Source organism: Vibrio sp. M260121 (genome assembly GCF_036533715.1).
Classification (GTDB): Bacteria; Pseudomonadota; Gammaproteobacteria; order Enterobacterales; family Vibrionaceae; genus Vibrio.
The window spans coordinates 1-23,322 of the sequence record NZ_JATABF010000050.1 but is presented as its reverse complement, the minus strand read 5'-3'; the positions used below and the strand labels follow the sequence as shown (position 1 = coordinate 23,322).

21 protein-coding genes are annotated in these 23,322 nt (G+C 46.8%); 11 read left to right on the top strand and 10 right to left on the bottom strand.

Annotation, left to right across the window (positions count from 1 at the left end; genetic code table 11):
• Positions 1-31 precede the first annotated feature (31 nt).
• Positions 32-313 carry an H-NS-like global regulator TsrA gene (tsrA, locus tag QTO06_RS21775; RefSeq protein WP_005443411.1) on the top strand — a complete coding sequence of 94 codons (282 nt, stop codon included), beginning with the start codon at positions 32-34 and terminating at the stop codon, positions 311-313.
• Between the two features lie 32 nt (positions 314-345).
• Here tsrA and QTO06_RS21770 read toward each other — a convergent pair whose 3' ends face one another.
• The 4 genes from QTO06_RS21770 to QTO06_RS21755 all read right to left on the bottom strand — a co-directional run bounded on the left by QTO06_RS21770 (position 346) and on the right by QTO06_RS21755 (position 2,786).
• A complete protein-coding gene (locus QTO06_RS21770; protein WP_009705200.1) occupies positions 346-801 on the bottom strand; it encodes a DoxX family protein in 456 nt (151 codons plus the stop codon).
• A 10-nt stretch (positions 802-811) separates the two neighbouring features.
• Positions 812-1,570, bottom strand: coding sequence for an HvfC/BufC N-terminal domain-containing protein (locus QTO06_RS21765; protein ID WP_331409759.1), 759 nt, complete (start codon positions 1,568-1,570; stop codon positions 812-814).
• Positions 1,567-2,439: an MNIO family bufferin maturase gene (bufB, locus tag QTO06_RS21760; RefSeq protein ID WP_331409758.1), complete on the bottom strand. Its 873-nt coding sequence runs from the start codon at positions 2,437-2,439 to the stop codon at positions 1,567-1,569. Before bufB ends, QTO06_RS21765 begins: the two co-directional genes overlap by 4 nt.
• 86 nt (positions 2,440-2,525) lie before the next feature.
• Positions 2,526-2,786, bottom strand: a complete 261-nt coding sequence (locus tag QTO06_RS21755) for a BufA1 family periplasmic bufferin-type metallophore (protein ID WP_005451246.1) — start codon at positions 2,784-2,786, stop codon at positions 2,526-2,528.
• A 280-nt stretch (positions 2,787-3,066) separates the two neighbouring features.
• Between QTO06_RS21755 and uvrD the strand changes: the two genes are divergently transcribed.
• On the top strand, positions 3,067-5,241 hold the full coding sequence (gene uvrD, locus QTO06_RS21750; RefSeq protein WP_331409756.1) for a DNA helicase II: 2,175 nt from the start codon (positions 3,067-3,069) through the stop codon (positions 5,239-5,241).
• A gap of 986 nt (positions 5,242-6,227) precedes the next feature.
• On the opposite strand, the gene ggt is transcribed toward uvrD, so the two are convergent.
• From ggt to rarD, 4 genes are all read right to left on the bottom strand, one after another.
• Positions 6,228-7,994, bottom strand: a complete 1,767-nt coding sequence (gene ggt / locus QTO06_RS21745; RefSeq protein ID WP_331409755.1) for a gamma-glutamyltransferase — start codon at positions 7,992-7,994, stop codon at positions 6,228-6,230.
• A gap of 111 nt (positions 7,995-8,105) precedes the next feature.
• Entirely contained in the window at positions 8,106-8,765 is a 660-nt protein-coding gene (locus tag QTO06_RS21740; protein WP_009696781.1) for a LysE family translocator, read from the bottom strand.
• A gap of 91 nt (positions 8,766-8,856) precedes the next feature.
• A complete protein-coding gene (locus QTO06_RS21735; RefSeq protein WP_331409754.1) occupies positions 8,857-9,654 on the bottom strand; it encodes an AraC family transcriptional regulator in 798 nt (265 codons plus the stop codon).
• A 72-nt stretch (positions 9,655-9,726) separates the two neighbouring features.
• Entirely contained in the window at positions 9,727-10,641 is a 915-nt protein-coding gene (gene rarD / locus QTO06_RS21730; protein ID WP_331409752.1) for an EamA family transporter RarD, read from the bottom strand.
• Between the two features lie 176 nt (positions 10,642-10,817).
• Here rarD and recQ point away from each other — a divergent pair, with 176 nt between their 5' ends.
• The 3 genes from recQ to QTO06_RS21715 all read left to right on the top strand — a co-directional run bounded on the left by recQ (position 10,818) and on the right by QTO06_RS21715 (position 13,877).
• Positions 10,818-12,653, top strand: coding sequence for an ATP-dependent DNA helicase RecQ (gene recQ, locus QTO06_RS21725; protein ID WP_274290705.1), 1,836 nt, complete (start codon positions 10,818-10,820; stop codon positions 12,651-12,653).
• Between the two features lie 9 nt (positions 12,654-12,662).
• On the top strand, positions 12,663-12,968 hold the full coding sequence (locus QTO06_RS21720; protein ID WP_005378772.1) for a DUF3630 family protein: 306 nt from the start codon (positions 12,663-12,665) through the stop codon (positions 12,966-12,968).
• Positions 12,969-13,202: 234 nt separating this feature from the next.
• A complete protein-coding gene (locus tag QTO06_RS21715; RefSeq protein WP_005378770.1) occupies positions 13,203-13,877 on the top strand; it encodes a 7-cyano-7-deazaguanine/7-aminomethyl-7-deazaguanine transporter in 675 nt (224 codons plus the stop codon).
• 203 nt (positions 13,878-14,080) lie between these two features.
• Here the strand turns inward: QTO06_RS21715 and gppA are convergent, their stop codons facing one another.
• Positions 14,081-15,574 carry a guanosine-5'-triphosphate,3'-diphosphate diphosphatase gene (gene gppA, locus QTO06_RS21710; protein ID WP_331409746.1) on the bottom strand — a complete coding sequence of 498 codons (1,494 nt, stop codon included), beginning with the start codon at positions 15,572-15,574 and terminating at the stop codon, positions 14,081-14,083.
• Between the two features lie 19 nt (positions 15,575-15,593).
• Positions 15,594-16,907, bottom strand: coding sequence for an ATP-dependent RNA helicase RhlB (gene rhlB, locus QTO06_RS21705; protein ID WP_005430306.1), 1,314 nt, complete (start codon positions 16,905-16,907; stop codon positions 15,594-15,596).
• A 111-nt stretch (positions 16,908-17,018) separates the two neighbouring features.
• Here rhlB and trxA point away from each other — a divergent pair, with 111 nt between their 5' ends.
• From trxA to fre, 6 genes are all read left to right on the top strand, one after another.
• Positions 17,019-17,345 (top strand): thioredoxin TrxA, encoded by a 327-nt coding sequence (gene trxA / locus QTO06_RS21700; protein ID WP_004745500.1) that lies wholly within the window; start codon positions 17,019-17,021, stop codon positions 17,343-17,345.
• A gap of 196 nt (positions 17,346-17,541) precedes the next feature.
• Positions 17,542-18,801 carry a transcription termination factor Rho gene (gene rho / locus QTO06_RS21695; protein WP_005535997.1) on the top strand — a complete coding sequence of 420 codons (1,260 nt, stop codon included), beginning with the start codon at positions 17,542-17,544 and terminating at the stop codon, positions 18,799-18,801.
• Between the two features lie 106 nt (positions 18,802-18,907).
• Positions 18,908-19,900 (top strand): hypothetical protein, encoded by a 993-nt coding sequence (locus tag QTO06_RS21690; RefSeq protein WP_331409743.1) that lies wholly within the window; start codon positions 18,908-18,910, stop codon positions 19,898-19,900.
• 130 nt (positions 19,901-20,030) lie between these two features.
• Positions 20,031-21,884 carry a 4-hydroxy-3-polyprenylbenzoate decarboxylase gene (ubiD, locus tag QTO06_RS21685; RefSeq protein ID WP_331409741.1) on the top strand — a complete coding sequence of 618 codons (1,854 nt, stop codon included), beginning with the start codon at positions 20,031-20,033 and terminating at the stop codon, positions 21,882-21,884.
• On the top strand, positions 21,881-22,150 hold the full coding sequence (locus QTO06_RS21680; RefSeq protein ID WP_331409740.1) for a 2Fe-2S iron-sulfur cluster-binding protein: 270 nt from the start codon (positions 21,881-21,883) through the stop codon (positions 22,148-22,150). Before ubiD ends, QTO06_RS21680 begins: the two co-directional genes overlap by 4 nt.
• Positions 22,151-22,164: 14 nt before the next feature.
• Entirely contained in the window at positions 22,165-22,878 is a 714-nt protein-coding gene (fre, locus tag QTO06_RS21675) for an NAD(P)H-flavin reductase (RefSeq protein WP_331409739.1), read from the top strand.
• The last annotated feature ends 444 nt before the right edge of the window (positions 22,879-23,322 follow it).

Sequence of the window (23,322 nt, the reverse complement as noted above, 5' to 3'; positions counted from 1 at the left end):
TTCTCGACACCATAACGGAACTCATAAAGTAATGTCGTTAACCACGTATGAAATGGCTCGTATCCTAGAGCAAATGGAAGAGTCACCAGAAAAGGTGATGTTTGGTAAGTTGCTTAACGAATTAGGTAACCAAAGCTCTGAGCGCATTCGTAGCGCGGCAAAACAAGTTCCAGTGCCAGTATTACGTGATCTTGTGTATCAATTTCAGCAAGTGATTGAATCACGTAAAGGCGAGCAAGTAGAGCAGATGGCAAAAGACCTCGCGAAGCAAGGTATCTCAGCTGAAGAGCTACTGGCTTACTTGAACAAATAATAAAAAAATCCCCGCATCATGCGGGGATTTTTTTAGTGAGTGATTTTCTTCTTCAGTATGTGGTCGAGGGACAATGGTCCTGGTCCCCACACAATCACTACAAGAATCATCAATCCCCAAAGTTGGTGATCATAGAAACCTTTCTCCCACAGCAGCGGGTAAGAGACCACAGCGATGATGTTGAACACAAACAGAATCGCAGCCATCGGACGGGTAATCAATCCTAGTGCCAAGAACACCGGTAGAACCAATTCTGCAGCTGTACCTAAGTAAGCTGCCAATTCCCATGGCAGTATTGGCACTTGGTATTCCAGCTCAAATAAATACAGTGTGCTATCCCAAGACGAGATTTTGATTAGCCCTGAATTGAAGAACACCCATGCAACCCACAAGCGACAAAATAGAAGTAGTAAAGGGACAAAGCCAGCTTGTAGGGTACTGATTAAATCGTCGTACCGATTCACTAAGTTTTTAACCGTATCCGTCATAGAGTGCTCCTTAGATTGATTTCAATGTAAAGCCGTCAACGAGATCGAGTGCCATGATGCTATTGAGATGAGCGAGTAAAACTTCAGGTATTTCGCTCAAACTCTGTTTCTGCTCTAAACATTGCAGCAGTTGGAACACATCGGCATCGAGTGCGTGACACAAGGCTTCTCCATTGGCTTGAATCGAGATGACACCTTGCTGTAATTGGTTGATATTAAGTTGTTCGAATTGGCCAGTTTGAATCGCTCTGAACAAATCAAATACTGCGTAGCTGGAGTCAAAGCTTCGGCAGCCTTGTTTAAGGTGCAAAACCAAAGCGGGTTGTTGCTCCTCACTCACTTCGCCAAGTAACGCAAGCGGTTTTAATGCTGCCGCATTGGATTGTTCATACTGTGCTTGACGAGCGAGGTCGATATGCCACTCGAAGAGCGCGACTTCAGGGCTGTAAGGGGCTTGTGCGATCACCTGACTGAATTGCATGATGGTGTCTTGAAAGCCTTCGCCATAATGCACCACATTTCCTTCTTCCAATGGATAAGTGAGAACATGTTGGCGGGCCATCTGTTCAAAGCACTCTTCACCAAGCAACGCTTCAACCATCGGGTAGGTCGCGGATAATACCTCGCTTAAGCTGACGATAAAGTTGTTGCGGTAAATCTGCATGCGTTCATCAGCGGTAAACTTATCACTGGCAATATCGCAATCTTCACCGAGTGCTTGATAATGTAGGGCTTTAGCAAACTGGCTTTGTAAGGTGGCTAGATTCATGATGCCTTCCTTGGTTCGCCTTGTTCACTTGGGAATGTGCCTTGCAATAGCAGTTGCGATGCTTTCTGCGCTTCTCCTAATAAGACTTCTGGCGCGGGGATATCCAAGTCCCATTCAATCAATGCATGGCGTGGACCGTGTTTTTTGGTCCACTGCGCGAACAGCTGCCAAACTTCATCACTAACTGGGCGGCTATGGGTATCAATCCAAATCTCACCTTTGTCGAGTTGTTTGATGGTAAAACCTGCCAAGTGAATCTCATCCACTTTGTCGGCTGGAATTGCATCTAGGTATGTGTCGCAATCGAAACCGTGGTTGAACGCCGAGACATAAACATTGTTTAAATCGAGCAATAAACGACAGTCAGTGCGCTTTTGCACTTCGGTAAGAAACTCCCATTCGCTGATGGTCGAATGTTGAAACTTCACATAACTAGATGGGTTCTCTATCAAGATCTCGCGTTGCAAATAATCCTGCACTTCATTCACGTTACGAGTGAACACTTTGAGCGCTTCTTCCGTATACGGAAGTGGAAGTAGGTCATTAAAGTAGTGACCGCCGTTTTCACTCCAACTCAAATGGTCAGAAACAAGAATCGGGTCGATTGAGTCAATCAGCGCTTTAAGTTGAGCAAGGTGCTTTTGATTCACACGTTCCACCGAACCTAGTGACAGACCAATGCCGTGACAGCTAATTTGATACCGCTCGCGTAATGCTTGTAGTTGATTGCGCTCTGCAGCGTTGGGTTGAAAATAGTTTTCACTGTGGATTTCTAACCAAGATAACTCGGGTTTGTTTTGGCTAAAGTAATCGAGGTGAGGGGTTCTTAATCCAACTCCAACAACGTCGTGGAAGGTGTGGTGTTTCACGTGAAACTCCTTTTCAAAGCGGGCGGGAATAGAAGGATGCGCTGGTTGAGCGTCAACGCATCCTTGCAGTAGCTAGCGATAAAAGATTATGAAGAAGAAGTGCTACCGCCAACGAGTTTGTCACATAGACCTTTTGGTACGACTACGAATGCGTCTTTTTGGTTATCTTCTTTAGAAGTACCAGCACATGAGCTGCTTTTCGTTGCACAGTCGTTTTTACCTGCTTTGGAAACGCCGTAGCACTTCTCTTTATCAGCAGCGACAGCTGGAGCTGCAGTTAGCATTGTGCCACCAAGAGCTAGAAGACCAGTAACAGCAGCAGTTACAGCTAGATTCGACTTTTTCATAATAAATTCCTCTGTATGATTTCCTTTACTTTAAGTTGGCAAGATGAATCGCCTGTTTTGGCGTTTTTGTTATCAACTTGCTTAACTTAAAAGATAGGAAACTGGCTAAAAAACTTTCAGAAAAATTTTCGCAACAAATGGTTTTAAAGAATGGAATTTATATAACTTATTGATGTATCGAGTAAAAAAACGACGAATTTTTTATGAATTTTTGTCTAATCTGAAGAGGTTGTTTAGGTTATAATCTATTTTTATGTATAAATAACCAGTAGCTCTCATCATGATGGATCCATCTCTATTACTCGACGGTTTGAATGACAAACAACGTGAAGCCGTTGCAGCACCTCTAGAAAACTTGCTCGTCCTTGCTGGTGCAGGGAGTGGTAAGACACGCGTTCTTGTTCACCGTATCGCTTGGTTGATGTCGGTCGAGCAATCATCTCCGTTCTCAATTATGTCGGTAACCTTTACCAATAAGGCGGCGGCAGAGATGCGTGGACGTATCGAAGAGCTAATGATGGGCAGTGCAGGCGGTATGTGGAATGGTACTTTCCACGGCATTTGTCACCGTATTCTGCGCGCGCACTATCTTGATGCCAAGCTACCGGAAGACTTCCAAATCATCGACAGTGACGACCAACAGCGTCTACTAAAGCGTTTGATCAAAGCGCAAAACCTCGATGAGAAGCAGTGGCCAGCGCGCCAAGTTGCATGGTGGATTAACGGCAAGAAAGACGAAGGTCTGCGCCCGTCGCACATTGATGCGTACCATGATCCAGTGACCAAGACATATCTGCAGCTATACACCGCTTACCAAGAAGCGTGTGATCGTGCTGGTTTAGTCGATTTTGCGGAAATCTTGCTGCGCGCACATGAGCTACTGCGTGATAACAAGTTCGTCCGTGAACACTACCAAGCACGCTTTAAGCATATCTTGGTGGACGAGTTCCAAGATACCAACAACATTCAATATGCTTGGCTACGTATGATGGCGGGTCCTGAGTGTCATGTGATGATCGTAGGTGATGACGATCAGTCGATTTACGGCTGGCGTGGTGCAAAAGTCGAGAATATTGAGAAATTTACGCTGGAATTCCCAAGCGTGAATACCATTCGTCTTGAACAAAACTACCGTTCAACCAAGACCATTCTGGAAGCGTCCAACGCTCTGATCGCGAATAACACCGAGCGTATGGGTAAAGAGCTTTGGACTGATGGCGTTGTCGGTGAGCCTATCTCGATTTATAGCGCTTACAACGAACTAGACGAAGCCCGTTTTGCGGTAAACAAAATCAAAGAGTGGCAAGACAAGGGCGGTGCTCTGAATGACGCTGCAATGCTTTACCGTAATAACGCCCAGTCGCGTGTTCTTGAAGAAGCACTAATCCAAGCTGGTCTGCCTTACCGTATCTACGGCGGCATGCGATTCTTCGAACGTCAGGAAATCAAAGATGCCTTGAGCTACATGCGTCTGATTGCCAACCGTAATGATGATGCGGCATTTGAACGTGTAGTGAATACGCCAACACGTGGTTTGGGTGATAAGACGCTTGAAACCATCCGTTTTGCGGCTCGTGATCGTGGTTGCACCATGTGGGAAGCGAGTGTGGCGATGTTGGATGAGAAGGTACTTGCAGGTCGTGCTGCTGGTGCTCTGAGTCGTTTTATCGAGCTTGTCACAGCACTAGAAGACGACACCATCGAGATGCCGCTGCATCACCAAACTGACCATGTGATCAAATACTCGGGCTTGTTTGCGATGTACGAGCAAGAAAAGGGCGAAAAGTCTAAGGCGCGTATTGAGAACTTGGAGGAATTGGTGACCGCAACTCGCCAATTCGAGAAACCAGAAGAAGCCGAGGACATGTCACTGCTGACGGCATTCCTAACCCACGCAGCATTAGAAGCGGGCGAAGGACAAGCGGACGAGTTTGAAGATGCGGTTCAGCTCATGACATTGCACAGTGCGAAAGGTCTAGAGTTCCCATTAGTGTTTATGGTCGGTGTGGAAGAAGGCATGTTCCCAAGCCAAATGTCGGCAGAAGAAGCAGGGCGTTTAGAAGAAGAACGCCGTCTGTGTTACGTAGGCATGACCCGTGCAATGCAGAAACTGTACATCACTTATGCTGAAATGCGCCGTTTGTACGGTCAGGATAAGTACCATAAACCGTCTCGCTTCATACGTGAACTGCCAGAAACTTGTTTAGACGAAGTACGCATGAAGGCGCAAGTTAGCCGTCCCACAAGCAGCGGTCGATTTAGCCAAACGGCGGTGAAAGAGAGCTTTAATGAAACTGGCTTTACGCTAGGTTCTCGTGTGATGCATCCTAAGTTTGGTGAGGGCACCATCATCAACTTCGAAGGCAGTGGTCCACAGAGCCGTGTACAGATTGCCTTTAATGGTGAGGGCATCAAATGGTTGGTGACTGCTTACGCACGGCTAGAGAAACTGTAAGGCTTCACCAAAACTCATACCAATCGTAGTAAATAACTAGTCATTCTAGCTTGTTAAAATACTCGATAACTGCGTTGCAATTTTTGATTGTAGAATAACTACTTATCGAAAAATTGCGCCTTGTTCTCAAGCATTTTCCCTACGCTATTTCTGATCACTAATTTACTGTGATTGGTATCATCAACTCAAGAGCTGCTTCGGCGGCTCTTTTTGTTTGTGCTGTTTTTGTGTCGCTAACGCAGTAAAAAATGGAATGATAAATGGAATGCGAAAGCGCGATTTAACGATGCTGTTTGAAGGGAAAGTCTGGTGTTGTTGGTGAATGTCTGTTCTCAGTAGAGCTAGCTGCTGAGAAAAATTTTAGGCAAAGAAAAACCCCGAGGGCTTGCGCCCATCGGGGTTATAGTCTTACTCGCAGCAATCCGGCTACTAAGAGTGCTCCATGCATCTAATCCATGATAGTGTGCTGAATCCGTCAGCTTAATCCTTACGTCGCCTTCCTAGCGGTGTCCTTAATGACCTTATCCTGGTCTGCTAACCATCCTCGTTAGCTCTCATCACTTGTTCCCTGAGCGGTGTCCCTGACATCATCCTGATGTTCAAATCCTTGCCTCGTCCAGAGGTGTCCATTTCCCGTCCTTAGTAGCAACCATCCTAGTCACTATTGATTCCGTTCAATGTCCAATTTTGCAATCCATGCCCGACTATTCATCCTGAATAACCGTTTCTTCTTCCTGAAGTTCACCAAGTCCGTGGTGTTTCCTGTTCCGTGTCAGCATCCTTCCGACAGGTTTGATATTACGTGTTTAACGATTTCCAACAACGGGCTAATCTCACATTTTTTCACTCTCTTTGCGTTCAAAAAAGATACATAAATATTAAATTCAATGAGTTATGTTCTTTGTTGTACGGTTTTACCATTAAAAAAGAGAGGTTTGCTCAACCCTTTGTGAGAGATCTCGCACAAGGGGGCGAGCGAAAGACTCTTACTGCCCGATAGCGGCACCTTCACGCCTTGGATCGGCTGCGCCCTCAAGACCGTCTTTTGTTATACGTATCGCATGCAGTCCAGAGTTCAAATCACGAACATCAGTTTTAAAACCCATCTTTTCCAACTCAGGCTGTAAGCCTTCTGCAGCGGTACCTTGCTCAATATCTAAGGTACCAAAACGGTTCAGTAATCGTGGCTGATTAATCGCGCTTTGGATGTCCATATCCCATTGCGTGTGGGCGATAATGGCTTGTGCGACGTAACCAATGATGCGGCTGCCACCCGGTGAGCCAATTGCCATGTAAGGCTTATCGTTCTTCATCATTATGGTCGGTGCCATGGATGAACGTGGGCGTTTGCCCGGTTCTAAGCGGTTCGCGATTGGCACTCCATCTTGATGAGTGCGGAAAGAGAAATCAGTCAGTTCGTTATTGAGCAAGAAGCCACGCACCATCAAGCGTGAGCCAAAAGCGTTTTCAATGGTTGTTGTCATTGAAACCACATTGCCTTGCTTATCGACGATATTGAAATGGCTGGTGGAAGGCAGCTCGATTGATTGGTCCATGCTTAGGTTCATGGCGTGCGACCAAGGAGGGTTGCCGGCTTCAACCTTACTCAACGCTTTACCGACTTGAATGAGCTCAGCACGTTGTTTGAGGTAATCTTGATCAAGCAAGCCTTCGGTTGGCATTGGCACATAATCTTGGTCAGCCATGTATTTACCGCGATCCGCAAACGCAAGGCGCGATGCATCGGCGATCACTTGCCATGATTTCGAGCTTTCGGCTCCCCAACCTTTAAGATCGTATTGCTCGGTGATCGCGAGAATCTGTCCAACCGTCAATGCGCCGGAGCTAGGTGGTCCCATACCGCAGATGTCATAGCTCTGATAAGCCGCACAAACCGGTTCACGTTGCTTGATTTGGAACGCATCAAAGTCAGGTTGTGCCAATACGCCAGGATTGCCCGGTGCATTCTGTACTGTCTTGATGATGTCTGTGGCGATATCGCCTTGATAGAAAGCTTTTGCCCCTTGCTCTGCAATTGCCGTCAGAGTTTGCGCGTATTCAGGGTTTTTCAACAACGTGCCTTCGGTTTTTGGTGAGCCATCTGGATTAAAGAAGTAAGCCTTAGTTGCAGGGAAGCGTGATAGGCGCTTGGCATCTTTCTCAATCAGACTCGCGAGGCGAGGACTGACCTCGAAACCTTGCTCAGCCAAGGTAATCACAGGTTGGATGATCTTTTTCCATTCCAACTTGCCGTATTTCTGGTGCGTATCCCACAGCAGTTTCACAGTGCCAGGAGTAGCAACGGAGCGCCCACCGACAACCGCATCGTAAAACTGCAGAGGTTGTCCTTTGTCATCTAGGAAGAGTTTCGGCGTCGCGGCGAGCGGTGCGGTTTCGCGTCCATCATACGTAGTCAGTTTTTGTTTCTCACTGTCCCAATACACTAAGAAGGCGCCACCACCAATGCCTGAAGATTGGGGTTCTACCAAGCCCAGCATCAGTTGCACGGCAACCATGGCATCAATAGCATTACCACCTTGAGCAAGAACGTCTGCCCCAGCTTGGGTGGCTAGTGGGTTGGCTGCGGTGACCATATAATCTTTGGCTTTGACCAATTGCTTTTGCTCGAAGCCAGTACTGTGCTCCGGTGCAACCGCATCTGCTGCTTGGTTAGCAAAGGCTGAGGTAGATAAGACGAGTGGGGAAGTAAGAAAAAGACCCGTGGTCACGAGTCGGTTGAACGTCCAATGCATGATGACTCTCCATGTTGCCAGTTTTGTGCTTTCAGCTTGGCAGTCATGAAGAGTCACGTCGAGTCAGCAATCTTAGAAATGTCGATTGTGCTACGCTTTTAAATCAGTACTTTATCCGATAAAAGTGCTGATGGTTTGGTACAAAATACTGCCGCCCACGAGAGTAAATACCACGCCACACAGACCGTCGATATAGATGCCTGCTTGTTGCAATTTACGTTGTAAGCGCTGTGTCGACAGCATCCATGCAAGGCTAGAGAACCAGAATAGCGACAAGCCAAACAAGATGACCAAAGCAATACCTTTGCCAGTGATCGACATACCTGCAGGGACTAAGCTCGACATCAAACTGATAAAGAACACCAAGGCTTTCGGGTTAAGAATGTTGGTCGCAAATCCTTTAGCAAATGCCTGACGCTTATTGCTGATCACTAGGTTGTTTTGCTTCTTAGGTTGATCCGCCATTGGATTTTTGATCATTGAGATCACGGCGCGCAATGCACCAATACCTAAATAGAGCAGATAACTACCACCGAGCAGTTGCACCACCGAATACAACACTGGGTGCTGGTGGACGATGTAACTCACGCCTGTCAGGCTGAATAAAGAGTGCAGCAAAATACCGACAGACAATCCCAACGCAATGTACAAGCCAGTTTGACGACCATGACGCGTCGCGTTTTGTACGACCAACGCAAAGTCGGGACCGGGACTCATTAGGGCAATAAAGTGAATGCTGGCGAGCGTCAGCAATATGGTGGATTCATTCATAACACATCTCAAATATAACCAATGCGGCTATTGTCGTGGCAAGTCACCTGTGGCGCTTGTAAAAAACTGACAGCTTTCTCGGTAAATGAAATTAACGAGTCACTTGAGAAGGGGAAACGCCGTAGGTCTGTTTAAACGCTTTGCTGAAATGCGCTTGATCGTAGAAACCGATCTGATGGGCGACGTCGGTACCACATTGACCTGATTGTAGTAACTTCATGCCTTGTTCGAGGCGTAGGCGTGCGAACCATGCATAAGGCGTCATGCCGGTTTGCGCTTTAAAGTGGCGCTGGAACTGAGTTGGGCTCAGTTGGCACAGCTCTGAAAGTGAATCCAAACGCACCGCTTGGTCGAGGTTCGCCATTAGATAATCTTTTAACGTCCCAAGCGATTGATTCCCAAGTGGTACTACTTTTTGTCGCTCAAGCGATCCGTAGCGATCAAAAAGCTGGTTAAATCCTTCAAAAGGAAGGCAATCTTTGGTGAGTTGGCTGAGGTTTTCACGACGAAGTAGCCCATGTAAGTTACTAAGTTGTGAAAATGTCTGTGGATCCGAGATGATCAGCTCGTTGAAGTGTATTATTTGACCGTTTTGCTTAAGATCAGCCAGATCGCTCAATAGGTGAGGTTCGATCGCAAACACATTTACTTCGTAGCCACTTTCGAGCTTAGATTGCCCGTCGTGCAGCTCATCCGGTGGCATAATCACAATTTGCCCGTGACCAACTTGGTGGCTGTTACCTTGGTATTGGAACTTCTGCGCGCCATGCGTGATCAGACCGAGATGAAAATCCAGATGGTAATGCCTTTGAAAAGCAAATTTCTGGTATTTCGCCTCTATCAGACTCAAGTTGTCATGGTCGGTAGCGTAGTACTGAATATGTTCCATTAAATAAAAAAAGCTTGGTCACATTATGACCAAGCTTATCCATCAATTTCTTAAATGTCTTGTAAAAAACGATCAGGCAGCACGAGCCGCTTTGCGTGACTTGCGGTTATTACGCAGGCCATCAAAGCTAAATACCACCAAGGCGCCCCAAATAAAGGCGAAGGTGATGGCTTTATCACTGGTGAACGGTTCGCCGTAGATCAGTACCGCAAGCAAGAACATCAAACTTGGACCAATATATTGGAAGAAGCCCAACGTCGATAGCTTTAGACGGGTTGCAGCGCCAGTAAAACACAGTAGCGGTAGGGTCGTGATCACACCAGCGGCGATCAGTAAGGTATTCAGCTGCCATGGGTTCTCAAACATGTTTGAGGTTGGGGTACTGGCAATAAAAAACAGAAAGATACTTGCCGCAGGCAACATGACGAGAGTTTCAATGAATAACCCCGTTTGTGCTTCCACACTGACTTTCTTACGCAGTAGGCCGTAAAAACCAAAGCTCATTGCCAGAGCGATAGCAACCACAGGGACAGAGCCAAACACGATCAGCTGCACTAATACACCACAAGCCGCTAGCGCGACTGCGAACCATTGCAGCTTACGTAACCTCTCTCCTAGAAACACCATCCCGAGTAACACATTGATTAATGGGTTGATGTAATAGCCGAGACTGGCATCGAGCATATGATTTGAGGTGACCGCCCAGATGAAGATCAGCCAGTTAGCCCCGACCAAAATGGCAGTGGAAATTAAATACATCATCTTGGTTTTATTTTTAATGATGTCTCGAACCGAGCGCCATTGGCGACCAAAATGGAGGAGTGCGGCTAGCAAAAAGAAAGACCAAAACACTCGGTGGCTTAAGATCTCAAGTGGTGAGACTTCAGCAATCGATTTGAAGTAAATGGGTGCGATGCCCCACATGGTGTACGCACCAACTGCAAGCAAGACGCCTTGCCGTGCGCGTTGTTGTTCTTCTGGTGTCATGGGATGTCACCTAATTGAGTTTTTATAGAGCAGAAAATCAGTATACGAGTCGTGAGCTGAATCACCTAACAATTTGCGGTTTTATTCACCATGAAACCCCATTACAATGTGCCCTCACTTTGCGTGCTAGTGGCATGCATAAGCACCTCTTTTTAAGACCCAATCTGAGATTTTTCATGACCTCTACCTTGTTAGCCGAACAATCAGACTCGCCTTTGACGCCTCAACGTGTGTTGGAGGATGTGTTTGGTTACCAAGAGTTCCGTGATGGTCAGCAGTTGGTGATTGATGCCGCGGTAGAAGGTCGCGACAGCTTAGTTATCCTGCCTACTGGTGGCGGTAAGTCGCTGTGCTATCAAATTCCTGCTTTGGTTCGCTCTGGCATTACTTTGGTGATTTCTCCGCTTATCTCGCTGATGAAGGACCAAGTGGACCAGCTTAAAGCCAACGGTGTGGCGGCTGAGTGCATTAACTCGACCATGCCTCGTGATGAATTGCTCAGTGTGTATAACCGTATGCATACCGGGCATCTTAAGTTGGTGTACGTCTCGCCAGAACGTGTATTGATGCGTGACTTCATTGAGCGCTTGGAAAACTTGCCGCTATCGATGATTGCCGTCGATGAAGCGCACTGTATTTCCCAGTGGGGGCACGACTTCCGTCCCGAATACGCCGCGCTTGGTCAACTTAAGCAGCAGTTTTCCCATGTGCCATTTATGGCGCTGACGGCGACCGCAGATGACGCAACACGCCGAGATATTCTTGAGCGCCTGCAACTGAATAATCCAGAGGTTTATCTAGGCAGCTTCGATCGTCCCAACATTCGCTACAACTTAGTTGAGAAGCACAAGCCGGTTTCGCAAATCGTTCGTTATCTTGAGACCCAAAAAGGTAATTGCGGCATCATTTATTGTGGTAGCCGTAAGAAAGTTGAGATGGTGACCGAGAAGTTGTGTAACAACCACATTCGTGCTGCTGGTTATCACGCCGGTATGGATGCGGACGAGCGCGCTTACGTTCAAGAAGCTTTCCAACGTGATGATATCCAAATCGTAGTGGCGACTGTGGCATTCGGTATGGGCATCAACAAACCAAACGTGCGCTTTGTGGTTCACTTTGATATCCCGCGTAATATCGAGTCCTACTATCAGGAAACCGGTCGTGCAGGGCGTGATGGTTTGCCTGCGGAAGCGATGATGTTGTATGACCCAGCGGACATCAGTTGGCTGCGTCGTATGTTGGATGAGAAAGACGATGGTCCACAGAAGCAGGTGGAAACCCACAAACTGAATGCGATGAGTGCCTTTGCTGAGGCGCAAACTTGTCGTCGTCAGGTGCTATTGAATTACTTTGGTGAGTATCGTGAGAAGCCATGTGGCAACTGCGATATTTGCTTAGATCCACCGAAACACTTTGATGCCACGGAAGAAGCGCGTAAGGCGTTGTCTTGTGTGTACCGTGTTAATCAGAGCTTTGGTATGGGCTACGTGGTAGAAGTGCTACGTGGCATGCAAAATATTCGTGTACGTGAAAACGGGCACGATAAGATTTCTACCTACGCGATAGGTCGCGACCACAGCCACGATTACTGGGTGAGTATCTTCCGTCAGTTAATCCACAAAGGGCTGCTGTTCCAAAACATCACGCGTAACTCAACGCTGCAACTTACTGAAGAGGCGCGTCCGCTGCTACGTGGCGATGTGACTCTCGAGTTAGCGGTACCACGTTTAGACACCGCAGCACGTGCGGCGAAGTCAGATAAACTGACCAGCAAGAACTACGACAAAAAGCTGTTTGCTAAGTTACGTAAGCTGCGTAAGTCGATTGCTGATGAAGATGGTTTGCCACCATACGTAGTCTTTAGTGACGCGACTCTGATTGATATGGCGGAAATTCTGCCAACGTCTTACGGCGAAATGCTGGCAGTCAGCGGCGTTGGTCAGCGCAAACTGGAGAAGTACGCCGATCCATTCCTCGATTTGATTCAAGAACACATTACTCACCACGGATAAGGAACCAAGATGCAAAAGGAATTTGGCTTAGCGGACTACATGGCACAAGAAGGGCGCTTAATCATTACCGCGCCGAGCTTTGACCTTGATAGCTTTCCTGCTTTAGGTGAGCGTTTAGTCGGACTGCTTTCCGCTACTGTGGTGGAAAAGCAGTGGGATGCGGACATTCACTCTTGGTTGATCGACTTTGAAGGTTGCCGACTGTTTATGAAAGCAGAGCATTACAGTGAAGCGATTTGGTTTGAAGCGTTAGCGATTGAAGAGAGCAGGGAAGAGTTGGATTATCTCGCAGGATTGTTCCAACGCGGCTTCTAAAAATAGAATTTTTCTAGAAAGGGTGTTTCACATGAAACACCCTTTTTTATGCTCAAACGTTTGCGTAAAACAGACGGCTTGCGGCGAAAAGTGGTTAATGTATAATCGCCCACCGCTTCGCTCAGAATGAGCCAAGCCAGTTTATTTTTCATTTTACATTGTTGGTAAGAGCCACTTTATTCAGTGACTCGATTTGGGTTCCCTCACCCCCAAACCAAACTAAAAAGGTATCGCATGAGTAACTTTACCCCTGCGCAGCAGCGCAACGCCCTTATCTATCTGGTTCTATTCCACCTAGTCATTATTGCATCTAGCAATTACCTAGTTCAGCTACCGTTTACTATTTTCGGTTTCCATACCACTTGGGGTGCATTCACTTTCCCATTTATCTTCTTAGCGACTGATTTAACCGTGCGTATTTTCGGTGCTCAGTTGGCACGTAAGATCATCTTCTTAGTGATGTTGCCTGCTTTGGCAGTGTCTTACTTCTTATCGGTGGTGTTCTTCGAAGGTCAATTCCAAGGTTTTGGTCACCTAGGGGAATTTAACTTATTCGTTGCTCGTATCGCGATTGCTAGTTTCATGGCGTATCTACTTGGTCAGATCATGGATGTGCACGTGTTCAACCGCCTACGTCAAATGAAGCAATGGTGGGTGGCACCAACGTGTTCAACGCTTTTCGGTAATGCACTTGATACCATCGCTTTCTTCGCCATTGCGTTCTACCAAAGTCCAGATCCATTTATGGCGGAGCATTGGACGGAAATCGCGCTGGTGGATTACGGCTTCAAACTGATTATCAGTCTTGGTTTGTTCGTTCCTATGTACGGCGTATTACTGAATTACCTAATTAAGAAACTGACTGCGGTGAACCCTGATTTTAAGGTGACGACAAGCGTTCAGTCTTAATATCAGTGGGAACCCCGAAAGCCGCTTGCTCAAATCAAGCGGCTTTTTTGTATCTGTTTACTAGGGTTTGGAGCGTTTTGTACAGCGTGGGGGGTAATTAGATCATGGGTGTCCAAAAGCTCGCTAAGCTGTACGAAGGTAAAATGAGCAATAAAAAAGGCCCCGATAGGGACCTTCAACCAAGCAATAAGTTATCGTGAGGTTTAGCAAGTCACGATACTTAACGGCCAGCCGATGTCTGTCTGACGGTTGGATTCAATTTCCAACTCAGCGGCTGTCAGTGGGTTTGCCTCTAGCCACTGCGCATCAATGTTGAGCGTCAGTTTGTCGCCTTCTGCTGTTAGAGTTACATTTGGCTCTAGATCTGGATTACGACGATGGCTGAGTAAAACCGCAAGACGCAATAGGCGCAGTACGCGTTTACCACTGGTGCCTGAAAGGGCATGTTGCTCAGGCAGTGACGTCAGTTGTTCACGGTAACGGCGAGCAATTTCACCGATAAAGAACTTCTGTGCACGGGTGTAACCAGGCAAATCCAGATGCTGTAGCAGGTAAGCGCTGTGCTCACCGCCCTTTTTGAAGTCGATAGTTAGACCGATTTCGTGCAGTTTGGCTGTTGTTTCCAGCAGGACTTTACCCTGAGGTTCTGCAACCCAAGCTTCACCGCCAACTTGCTCAAGCAGTTTGCCCGCAAGTTTTGCAACTTGTTCGCCGTATTGGCAATCTAGCTGGTAACGGTTTTGTACGCTGCAAATGGTGCGTGCACGGATGTCGTTTTGACGAAGCTCGTCAACCATCTCGTACACCAAGCCTTCACGCAGTGCGCCGCCAGCCAGTGTCATGGCATCGATTTCTAGTAGCTCAAAGATCGCAATTAAAATGGATAAGCCACTTGGGAATACCAGAGCACGCTCTAGGGTCAGACCTTCAATATCGAGTTCTTCCAAGTGATCAGCAAGCATCGCCTGCTTCTGTAGGCGCTTAAGTTTGGAGTGAGTAATCACTTCGTCCATACCCTGCGCTAGCATTATCTCTTGTAGTGCTTGAACGGTACCAGATGCCCCAACACATACATCCCAACCTAGGTCGGTGTACTGCTCTAAGATCGGCATCAGAGTTTGCTTCGCGCCTTCAATGGCAGCGTCGAAGTTATGTGCGTTCAGTTGGCGGTCTTTGAAGAAGTTCTCTAACCAAGTCACACAGCCCATTTTCAGACTGGTCAGTGCTTTGGCTTCGAAACCTTCACCGATAATCAGCTCGGTACTTGCACCGCCGATATCGACCACAAGGCGACGACCACTACCGCCAGAGGTGTGTGCAACACCTTTATATATAGTGGCAGCTTCTTCTTCGCCGGTAATCACTTCGATAGGCTGACCTAAAATTTGGTTCGCCTTCTCTAGAAAAACATCCACATTGGTCGCGGTTCGCAATGTCGCGGTACCCACAATGCGGATGTTCTGTTTAGGAATATCCTGCAAGCGTTCTGCAAATAGACTTAAGCAGTCCCATCCTCGCTGCATAGCTTCCATACTAAGAGAGTTATGTTCATCTAAGCCCGCGGCCAGACGAACTTTGCGCTTAATTTTAGCCATAGTTTGAACGCTGCCATCGATGTGACGCACAACGAGCATGTGAAAACTGTTCGACCCGAGGTCGATGGCGGCGTATAGCGGTGATGATCCTGCTTGACTCATAAACGACTTCAGTTTCCTTTTATGATTGTTTTGGCGCTGATTGACGCGGCTGACGAGGACGACGTCCTTGCGGCTTGCGGTTACCAGAGCGAGTGCCACCTGTATTGGTGCGACGTTGCTGAGTACGAGGCGCGCGCATACGAAGTGGTGCAGGCAGATCTTGGATTAGAGCCGAAGCGTCGTAATCAGAAACTGGGATTGCGTGCTCAATGTATTCTTCGATTGGTGGCAGGTTGATTGCGTAATCTTCACAAGCAAAGCTAATAGAGTGACCGCTTGCGCCAGCACGACCAGTACGACCGATACGGTGAACGTAATCTTCACAGTCATCTGGTAGGTCGAAGTTGAATACGTGTGTAACTTGAGGAATATGAAGACCACGTGCTGCAACGTCAGTTGCGACTAGTAGGTCAACTTCACCACGAGTGAATTGCTCAAGGATTTTTTCACGCTTCTTCTGTGGTACATCACCAGTCAGTAGACCAACACGGTGACCATCGGCTGCTAGGTGACCCCAAATCGACTCACACTTATGCTTAGTGTTAGCAAAAACGATCGCGCGGTCTGGCCATTCTTCTTCAATAAGCGTTTGAAGCAGTGCCATCTTGTCTTCATTCGAAGGGTAGAAAAGCTCTTCTTGGATGCGATGACCAGTTTTTTGCTCTGGCTCAACCACAACGTGCTCAGGGTTGTGCATGTGTTCGAAAGCTAATTCTTGTACGCGGTAAGACAGCGTCGCTGAGAACAGCATGTTCAAACGCTCTTTTGGCTCAGGCATACGACGGAACAAGAAACGAATGTCTTTAATAAAGCCAAGATCGAACATACGGTCGGCTTCATCAAGAACAACGGCTTGAATGTTGTTTAGGTTGAATACGCGCTGCTTGTAGAAATCAATGATACGGCCAGTAGTGCCAATAAGAATGTCTACACCATCTTGAAGCTTGGCAAGTTGCTTATCGTAGCTTTCGCCACCGTAAGCTAAAGCCGCTTTAAGACCTGTGCTCGCAATCAAAGGCTCAGCATCGTTAAAGATCTGAATCGCTAGCTCACGCGTTGGCGCCATAATGATTGCGCGCGGTTGAGTTGGCTTACGACCTTCGTGCTCTGGTGTGGTCAGAAGGTGGTTGAAGGTAGCAGTAAGAAACGCGAGGGTTTTACCAGTACCCGTTTGGGCCTGGCCTGCAATGTCTTGGCCGGTGAGCAGTACCGGCAACGCCAAGGCTTGGATAGGGGTACAATATTCGAACCCTTTTTTCTCCAATCCTTCAGTAACTTGGGGCTTTAAACCCAAATCGGCGAACTTTTGCTCTGTGATATGCGTCTTTTTCATGGCGATAGAATATCAGCTAAAGCTTGCAATAAGAAAGTAAATACATTCCAATAGGGCATCTATTTACTGGTTATCATCCAACCAGTTTCGAAAAACACATTGGAGTGGAAGATGAGTGATAAGATTTTGCAGCTTACTGATGACGGTTTTGAAAACGATGTAATCAACGCTGCAGGCCCGGTTCTAGTTGATTTTTGGGCAGAATGGTGTGGTCCTTGTAAAATGATCGCTCCTATCCTGGACGAAATCGCTGACGAGTACGAAGGCAAACTCACTATCGGTAAACTAAACATTGACCATAACGCAGGTACACCACCTAAGTTTGGTATTCGCGGCATTCCAACGCTACTGTTATTTAAAGACGGTAACGTAGCGGCAACGAAAGTTGGTGCTCTGTCTAAGACTCAACTAAAAGAGTTCCTAGACGCAAACCTATAATCACCAAGTGATTACAAACAAAACCGTGCAATATGACAATGCGCGGTTTTGTTTTTCTAACTCTGGACTAGAATATTAATTAGTGCTAACTTATCGCGCGTTAATTGAACAAATTTCTCTTCTTGGTCGATCCTGAGACCAAATCCATCTTAACTAGAAAACAGATCTTATTTTGACTAAACAAGCATCCACCACCATGAATCTTACTGAACTGAAGAACAGACCTGTGTCTGACCTTGTAAAGCTTGGCGAAAGCCTGGGTCTTGAGAACCTAGCTCGTCTAAGAAAACAAGACATCATCTTCGCAATTCTTAAAGCGCACGCGAAAGGCGGCGAAGACATCTTTGGCGATGGGGTTCTGGAGATTCTGCAAGACGGCTTTGGTTTCCTACGTAGCGCGGACAGCTCATACCTTGCTGGTCCAGACGACATCTACGTTTCGCCAAGTCAGATTCGTCGCTTCAACCTACGTACTGGTGACTCAATTGCTGGTAAAATTCGCCCACCAAAAGACGGTGAGCGTTACTTTGCTCTGCTAAAAGTCAACACAGTAAACGACGACAAACCAGACAACGCTCGTAACAAGATCCTATTCGAGAACTTAACGCCTCTACACGCTAACGAGCGTATGGTTATGGAGCGCGGTAACGGTTCTACAGAAGACATCACAGCACGTGTTTTAGACTTGGCATCGCCAATTGGTAAAGGTCAACGTGGTCTGATTGTTGCTCCGCCTAAAGCGGGTAAGACAATGCTTCTGCAAAACATCGCTCAAAGCATCGCATACAACCACCCAGAGTGTGAGTTGATGGTACTTCTTATCGACGAACGTCCTGAAGAAGTAACAGAGATGCAGCGTCTAGTTAAAGGTGAAGTAGTAGCGTCAACGTTCGATGAGCCAGCTTCTCGCCACGTACAAGTTGCGGAAATGGTAATCGAGAAAGCAAAACGTCTTGTTGAACACAAGAAAGACGTGGTTATCCTGCTTGACTCTATCACTCGTCTAGCTCGTGCATACAACACCGTAGTGCCTTCATCAGGTAAAGTACTAACTGGTGGTGTGGATGCAAACGCACTACACCGTCCTAAGCGTTTCTTCGGTGCTGCGCGTAACGTAGAAGAAGGCGGCAGCCTAACTATCCTTGCTACGGCTCTAGTCGATACTGGTTCTAAGATGGACGAAGTTATCTACGAAGAGTTCAAGGGTACAGGTAACATGGAAATCCACTTGAACCGTAAGATTGCAGAGAAACGTGTATTCCCTGCGATTGACTTCAACCGCAGCGGCACACGTCGTGAAGAGCTTCTAACTAAGAACGAAGAACTTCAGAAGATGTGGATTCTACGTAAGATCGTTCACCCAATGGGCGAAACTGACGCGATGGAGTTCCTAATCGACAAGCTAGCGATGACGAAGACCAACGACGAGTTCTTCGATGCAATGCGTCGTCAATAGTCTCAGATAAGCAATTCTGCGAAGAGCCACCGTATATCGGTGGCTTTTTTATTGCTTTCTCCCGATAGAAGCAGCAGAATGAAGGAAATGTTATCGGGAGGTTAACATGCAACAAGGAATGTTGTCGTCATTACTCCTGAGCTTGTCACTTATCACACTACCCGCGATGTTATCTGCCAAGGAAATGCAGGAAACCGTAGTAGAACAGTGGCTTCAGGATACCCATATACAGACCAAAGTATCTGAATTGCTCGATTATGCAGTCAGAGACGAAGTCGACTCTCTCAAATTCGCCCTCGACCGATTGGCTTTTCCTCAACAAGAAGTCGTACGCTTCCTATTGCTCGAAAAACTAGAGCAACAAGAAATCATCCTCACGCCGAGAATGGCTATTTTTGTCGAATCTCAGATCAGTATTACGCCGACTTACCAAGTGCTTGAGCGTGGTGATGGTTATGAATTTAGTGTGCCTGCGTTTAATTTCCCTGCGATTTCCAGTCGCCTGATTAAGCGCTGGAAGCAAGACCAAAGTACATTGGAGTTTGTTTTAGCGGCAGAGCGACAAGAGCTTGACTTGAAAGATTGGCTTACTGGCACTTCACAACAAGTACAAACCAGAGAGGCGCTGCTTATTCGCGAGCTAGACAGTTTGTCTCCCAACGCACTTGAAGCACTGACCAAACAATTAACCCATGCTAATGTTACCAGTTGGCTGCCATCCACAGCCGTGATTGTACGTTTGGCACAAGTAAGCCAAAATCAGGCGGTGTACGATCTGTTGTGGCGTATGCGTGCGGATTACAACAGCCAAACAGAGTTAGCCAGATTAGCAGAAGTTGGAGATGAGTTTTCACTACAACAGTTGATGAATTCCACCGTCAATCCAACCTTAAAACCTTATGCGATTGAACTGCTCACAAGGTCCAATCCACTCTCTCATGACGTAAAACAATTCCTAGTGGCCAAGATGGCACTTTCAGAAGAAGCTACTTTGGTTGCTAGAGAACTCGCAAAGCAAGGGCATCACTCGTGGTTAGAAGAGTTGGTCTCAAACAATCACCAAGTAAAAACACGACAGATTGCGGAATTCTTGGAATAACCGTTGTTGATGTTCTTTAAGTAACAACTCTTGTCGCTATCGAGCTCACATACCCACACAAAATAGGAGGATCTTAGCGTCCTCCTATTTGTTATACTGCGGACAGTTTAATCAGCCAGCATGAAGGCCTATGAGTTTTAAGGATTTACGCGAATTTATCGACCACCTAGAACAGAAAGGTCGACTTAAACGCATCACTCACCCCGTCGACCCCGTTTACGAAATGACAGAAATTAGCGACCGTACCTTGCGTGCTGGTGGCCCTGCGCTGTTGTTTGAGAACCCAATTGGCTACGACGTACCTGTTTTGACGAACCTATTTGGTACGCCAGAGCGTGTCGCGATTGGTATGGGACGTGAAGACGTTAAAGAATTAAGAGAAGTCGGTAAGCTGCTGGCTTATTTGAAAGAACCTGAGCCACCAAAAGGCTTCAAAGACGCATTGGAAAAACTGCCAGTGTTCAAGCAAGTATTGAACATGCCAGCCAAGCACTTAAGAAAAGCGCCATGCCAAGAGATTGTGTGGCAAGGTGATGAAGTCGATTTGGATAAAATCCCGGTGATGAGTTGCTGGGCGGAAGACGTTGCGCCACTGCTTACGTGGGGATTAACCGTGACCAAGGGGCCAAACAAGAAACGTCAGAACCTAGGTATTTACCGCCAACAGAAAATCGCCAAGAACAAAATCATCATGCGTTGGCTAGCCCACCGAGGTGGTGCGCTTGACCTGCGCGATTGGATGGAAACTAATCCAGGTAAACCTTTCCCTGTTTCGGTTGCGTTTGGTGCAGACCCAGCTACCATTCTTGGTGCAGTAACGCCAGTGCCAGATACGCTATCGGAATACGCATTTGCAGGTTTGCTACGTGGCAGCAAAACGGAAGTCTTGAAGTCAGTCAGTAATGATTTGGAAGTGCCAGCGAGCGCTGAAATCGTGATGGAAGGCTATATCGACCCGAACGAGTTTGCCGATGAAGGTCCTTATGGCGACCACACTGGCTACTACAACGAAAAAGAAAAGCACCACGTATTTACCATCACGCACATTACCATGCGTAAAGACCCAATCTACCACAGTACCTACACAGGCCGTCCGCCAGATGAACCAGCTGTATTGGGTGTGGCATTAAACGAAGTGTTTGTGCCGATTCTGCAAAAGCAGTTCCCAGAGATTGAAGACTTCTACCTACCGCCGGAAGGTTGTTCGTACCGAATGGCGGTCGTCACTATGAAGAAGCAGTACCCAGGACATGCCAAGCGCGTAATGATGGGAGTATGGTCTTTCTTACGTCAATTCATGTACACCAAGTTTGTTATTGTGTGCGATGAATCGGTAAACGCGCGAGATTGGAATGATGTCGTTAAAGCCATGTCAGAGCATATGGATCCTGTACGTGACACCTTGATGATAGACAACACGCCAATCGACTCACTTGACTTTGCTTCGCCTGTGGTTGGTCTTGGCTCCAAGATGGGTTTAGATGCGACTATTAAATGGGATGCTGAACTGGCGACACGAATCAAGGTCAACGAACGTGACAATAAAGTGATTACCCAGTCTGATCTAGATGCGCTAAAACAGCAACGCCCTGAGATTGTCGATATCTATCTACCTGCAACAGCAAGTAACCGGTTTGCTGTCGTGACCATGAAGAAAGACCAAGCTGGTCAATCGCAAGCCTTGATGGAGTACCTGTGGGAATTCTTTGCTCAGTACACGGATAATAAATTCATTATCTTGTGCGACGATGACGTTAATGCGCGAGATTGGAATGACATCATTTGGGCTGTAACAACCCGAATGGATCCAGACAGAGATACCACTCAAGTTCGTGGTAAGGCGGGTAGCTCATCTAAACTTGGGCTCGATGCGACCAATAAGTTTGAATCCGAAGTCACGCGCGAGTGGGGTACGCCTATCAAAAAAGATCCTAAACTTGTGGCTAAAGTCGATGAGATTTGGGACCAGTTAGGTATTCTATGAGTCATCAAGTCCACCTTCTACCAATGGACGTTAGGTTCCAATTAAAAGAAGGGGAGACGGTGTTGGAAGCTGCGCTCAACAACAATATTCGCTTCCCGCACCGTTGCCAAGTTGGCGCTTGCGCCATGTGCATGTGTAAAAAGCTAACGGGCGAGGTGAGCTATCACCTCGAACCGATGCTAACCGAAAAAGAGCAACAGCAAGGTTGGATATTCCCTTGCCAAGCCTATACAGAAAGTAATTTAGTGCTTACTTTTGATGAGTAAGCGAGAGGAACACCATGACCATCCAATGTAAAGTAAAGTCTATTCAGCCGTTAGCTTGTAATACTTATCAAATCCTTCTTCATCCAGAATCACCTGTACCTTTTAAAGCAGGTCAGTACCTTATGGTAGTGATGGGTGAAAAAGACAAACGTCCTTTCTCTATTGCGAGCAGCCCATGTCGTCATGAAGGTGAACTTGAACTGCACATCGGTGCGGCGGAACACAACGCTTATGCACTAGAAGTCGTTGAAGCAATGCAAGCGGCACTAGAAACAGATGGTCATATCGAGATTGATGCCCCACATGGTGACGCTTGGGTTCAAGAAGAAAGCGAACGCCCACTATTATTGATTGCTGGTGGTACTGGCTTTAGTTACGTGCGTTCTATTCTGGATCACTGTGTTGCACAGAACAAAACCAATCCTATCTATCTATACTGGGGTGCGCGCGACAATTGCCAACTTTACGCTAAAGAAGAGTTAGTCGAGATCGCTACAAAGTTTGCTAACGTTCACTTTATTCCAGTAGTAGAAGAAGCACCTGCCGACTGGCAAGGTAAAGTTGGTAACGTACTACAAGCGGTGAGTGAAGATTTCGAAAGCTTAGAAAACTACGATATCTATATTGCAGGTCGTTTCGAAATGGCTGGCGCAGCTCGTGAACAGTTCACTCAGAACAAGAAAGCGAAGAGTGAACGTATGTTCGCAGACGCGTACGCATTCATTTAAATACGGCTTTTGAGGCAGAAAAAGAGGGTTTTTTACCCTCTTTTTTGCTTTTTTGATGAAATAGTCATCGAACAGTCAGTTTTTTCCATTTTTTTTCAAAAAAGGGTTGCGAACGGATCAGAGTTCCCTATAATGCGCATCCACCGACACGGCAGACGCGATAAGGCTTCAGCAGAGTCGGAGAGGTGAAAAGCTTCTGAGAAAATAAATTGAAAAAAGTGTTTGACACTCTCAATTATCTCGTTAAAATGCACCTCCGCTTTGAGAGAAAAACTTCTTGATAAGCAAGCTCTTTAACAATATAGACCTATCAATCTGTGTGGGCACTCGTTGATGATAATCCAATTAGATACCTCGGTATCAAATTAGGTTTCAATGAAACGAAGTGACCATTGAATCGAAAGATTCAGCACAGTCAATTCAAACATTACTTTATGTAATGTT

Excerpts from the sequence above, each read along its gene's own strand:
- tsrA (WP_005443411.1), top strand. The coding sequence starts at position 32 with ATGTCGTTAACCACGTATGAAATGGCTCGTATCCTAGAGCAAATGGAA.
- QTO06_RS21770 (WP_009705200.1), bottom strand. The coding sequence starts at position 801 with ATGACGGATACGGTTAAAAACTTAGTGAATCGGTACGACGATTTAATC.
- QTO06_RS21765 (WP_331409759.1), bottom strand. The coding sequence starts at position 1,570 with ATGAATCTAGCCACCTTACAAAGCCAGTTTGCTAAAGCCCTACATTAT.
- QTO06_RS21755 (WP_005451246.1), bottom strand. The coding sequence starts at position 2,786 with ATGAAAAAGTCGAATCTAGCTGTAACTGCTGCTGTTACTGGTCTTCTA.
- uvrD (WP_331409756.1), top strand. The coding sequence starts at position 3,067 with ATGATGGATCCATCTCTATTACTCGACGGTTTGAATGACAAACAACGT.
- ggt (WP_331409755.1), bottom strand. The coding sequence starts at position 7,994 with ATGCATTGGACGTTCAACCGACTCGTGACCACGGGTCTTTTTCTTACT.
- QTO06_RS21740 (WP_009696781.1), bottom strand. The coding sequence starts at position 8,765 with ATGAATGAATCCACCATATTGCTGACGCTCGCCAGCATTCACTTTATT.
- QTO06_RS21735 (WP_331409754.1), bottom strand. The coding sequence starts at position 9,654 with ATGGAACATATTCAGTACTACGCTACCGACCATGACAACTTGAGTCTG.
- rarD (WP_331409752.1), bottom strand. The coding sequence starts at position 10,641 with ATGACACCAGAAGAACAACAACGCGCACGGCAAGGCGTCTTGCTTGCA.
- recQ (WP_274290705.1), top strand. The coding sequence starts at position 10,818 with ATGACCTCTACCTTGTTAGCCGAACAATCAGACTCGCCTTTGACGCCT.
- QTO06_RS21720 (WP_005378772.1), top strand. The coding sequence starts at position 12,663 with ATGCAAAAGGAATTTGGCTTAGCGGACTACATGGCACAAGAAGGGCGC.
- QTO06_RS21715 (WP_005378770.1), top strand. The coding sequence starts at position 13,203 with ATGAGTAACTTTACCCCTGCGCAGCAGCGCAACGCCCTTATCTATCTG.
- gppA (WP_331409746.1), bottom strand. The coding sequence starts at position 15,574 with ATGAGTCAAGCAGGATCATCACCGCTATACGCCGCCATCGACCTCGGG.
- rhlB (WP_005430306.1), bottom strand. The coding sequence starts at position 16,907 with ATGAAAAAGACGCATATCACAGAGCAAAAGTTCGCCGATTTGGGTTTA.
- trxA (WP_004745500.1), top strand. The coding sequence starts at position 17,019 with ATGAGTGATAAGATTTTGCAGCTTACTGATGACGGTTTTGAAAACGAT.
- rho (WP_005535997.1), top strand. The coding sequence starts at position 17,542 with ATGAATCTTACTGAACTGAAGAACAGACCTGTGTCTGACCTTGTAAAG.
- QTO06_RS21690 (WP_331409743.1), top strand. The coding sequence starts at position 18,908 with ATGCAACAAGGAATGTTGTCGTCATTACTCCTGAGCTTGTCACTTATC.
- ubiD (WP_331409741.1), top strand. The coding sequence starts at position 20,031 with ATGAGTTTTAAGGATTTACGCGAATTTATCGACCACCTAGAACAGAAA.
- QTO06_RS21680 (WP_331409740.1), top strand. The coding sequence starts at position 21,881 with ATGAGTCATCAAGTCCACCTTCTACCAATGGACGTTAGGTTCCAATTA.
- fre (WP_331409739.1), top strand. The coding sequence starts at position 22,165 with ATGACCATCCAATGTAAAGTAAAGTCTATTCAGCCGTTAGCTTGTAAT.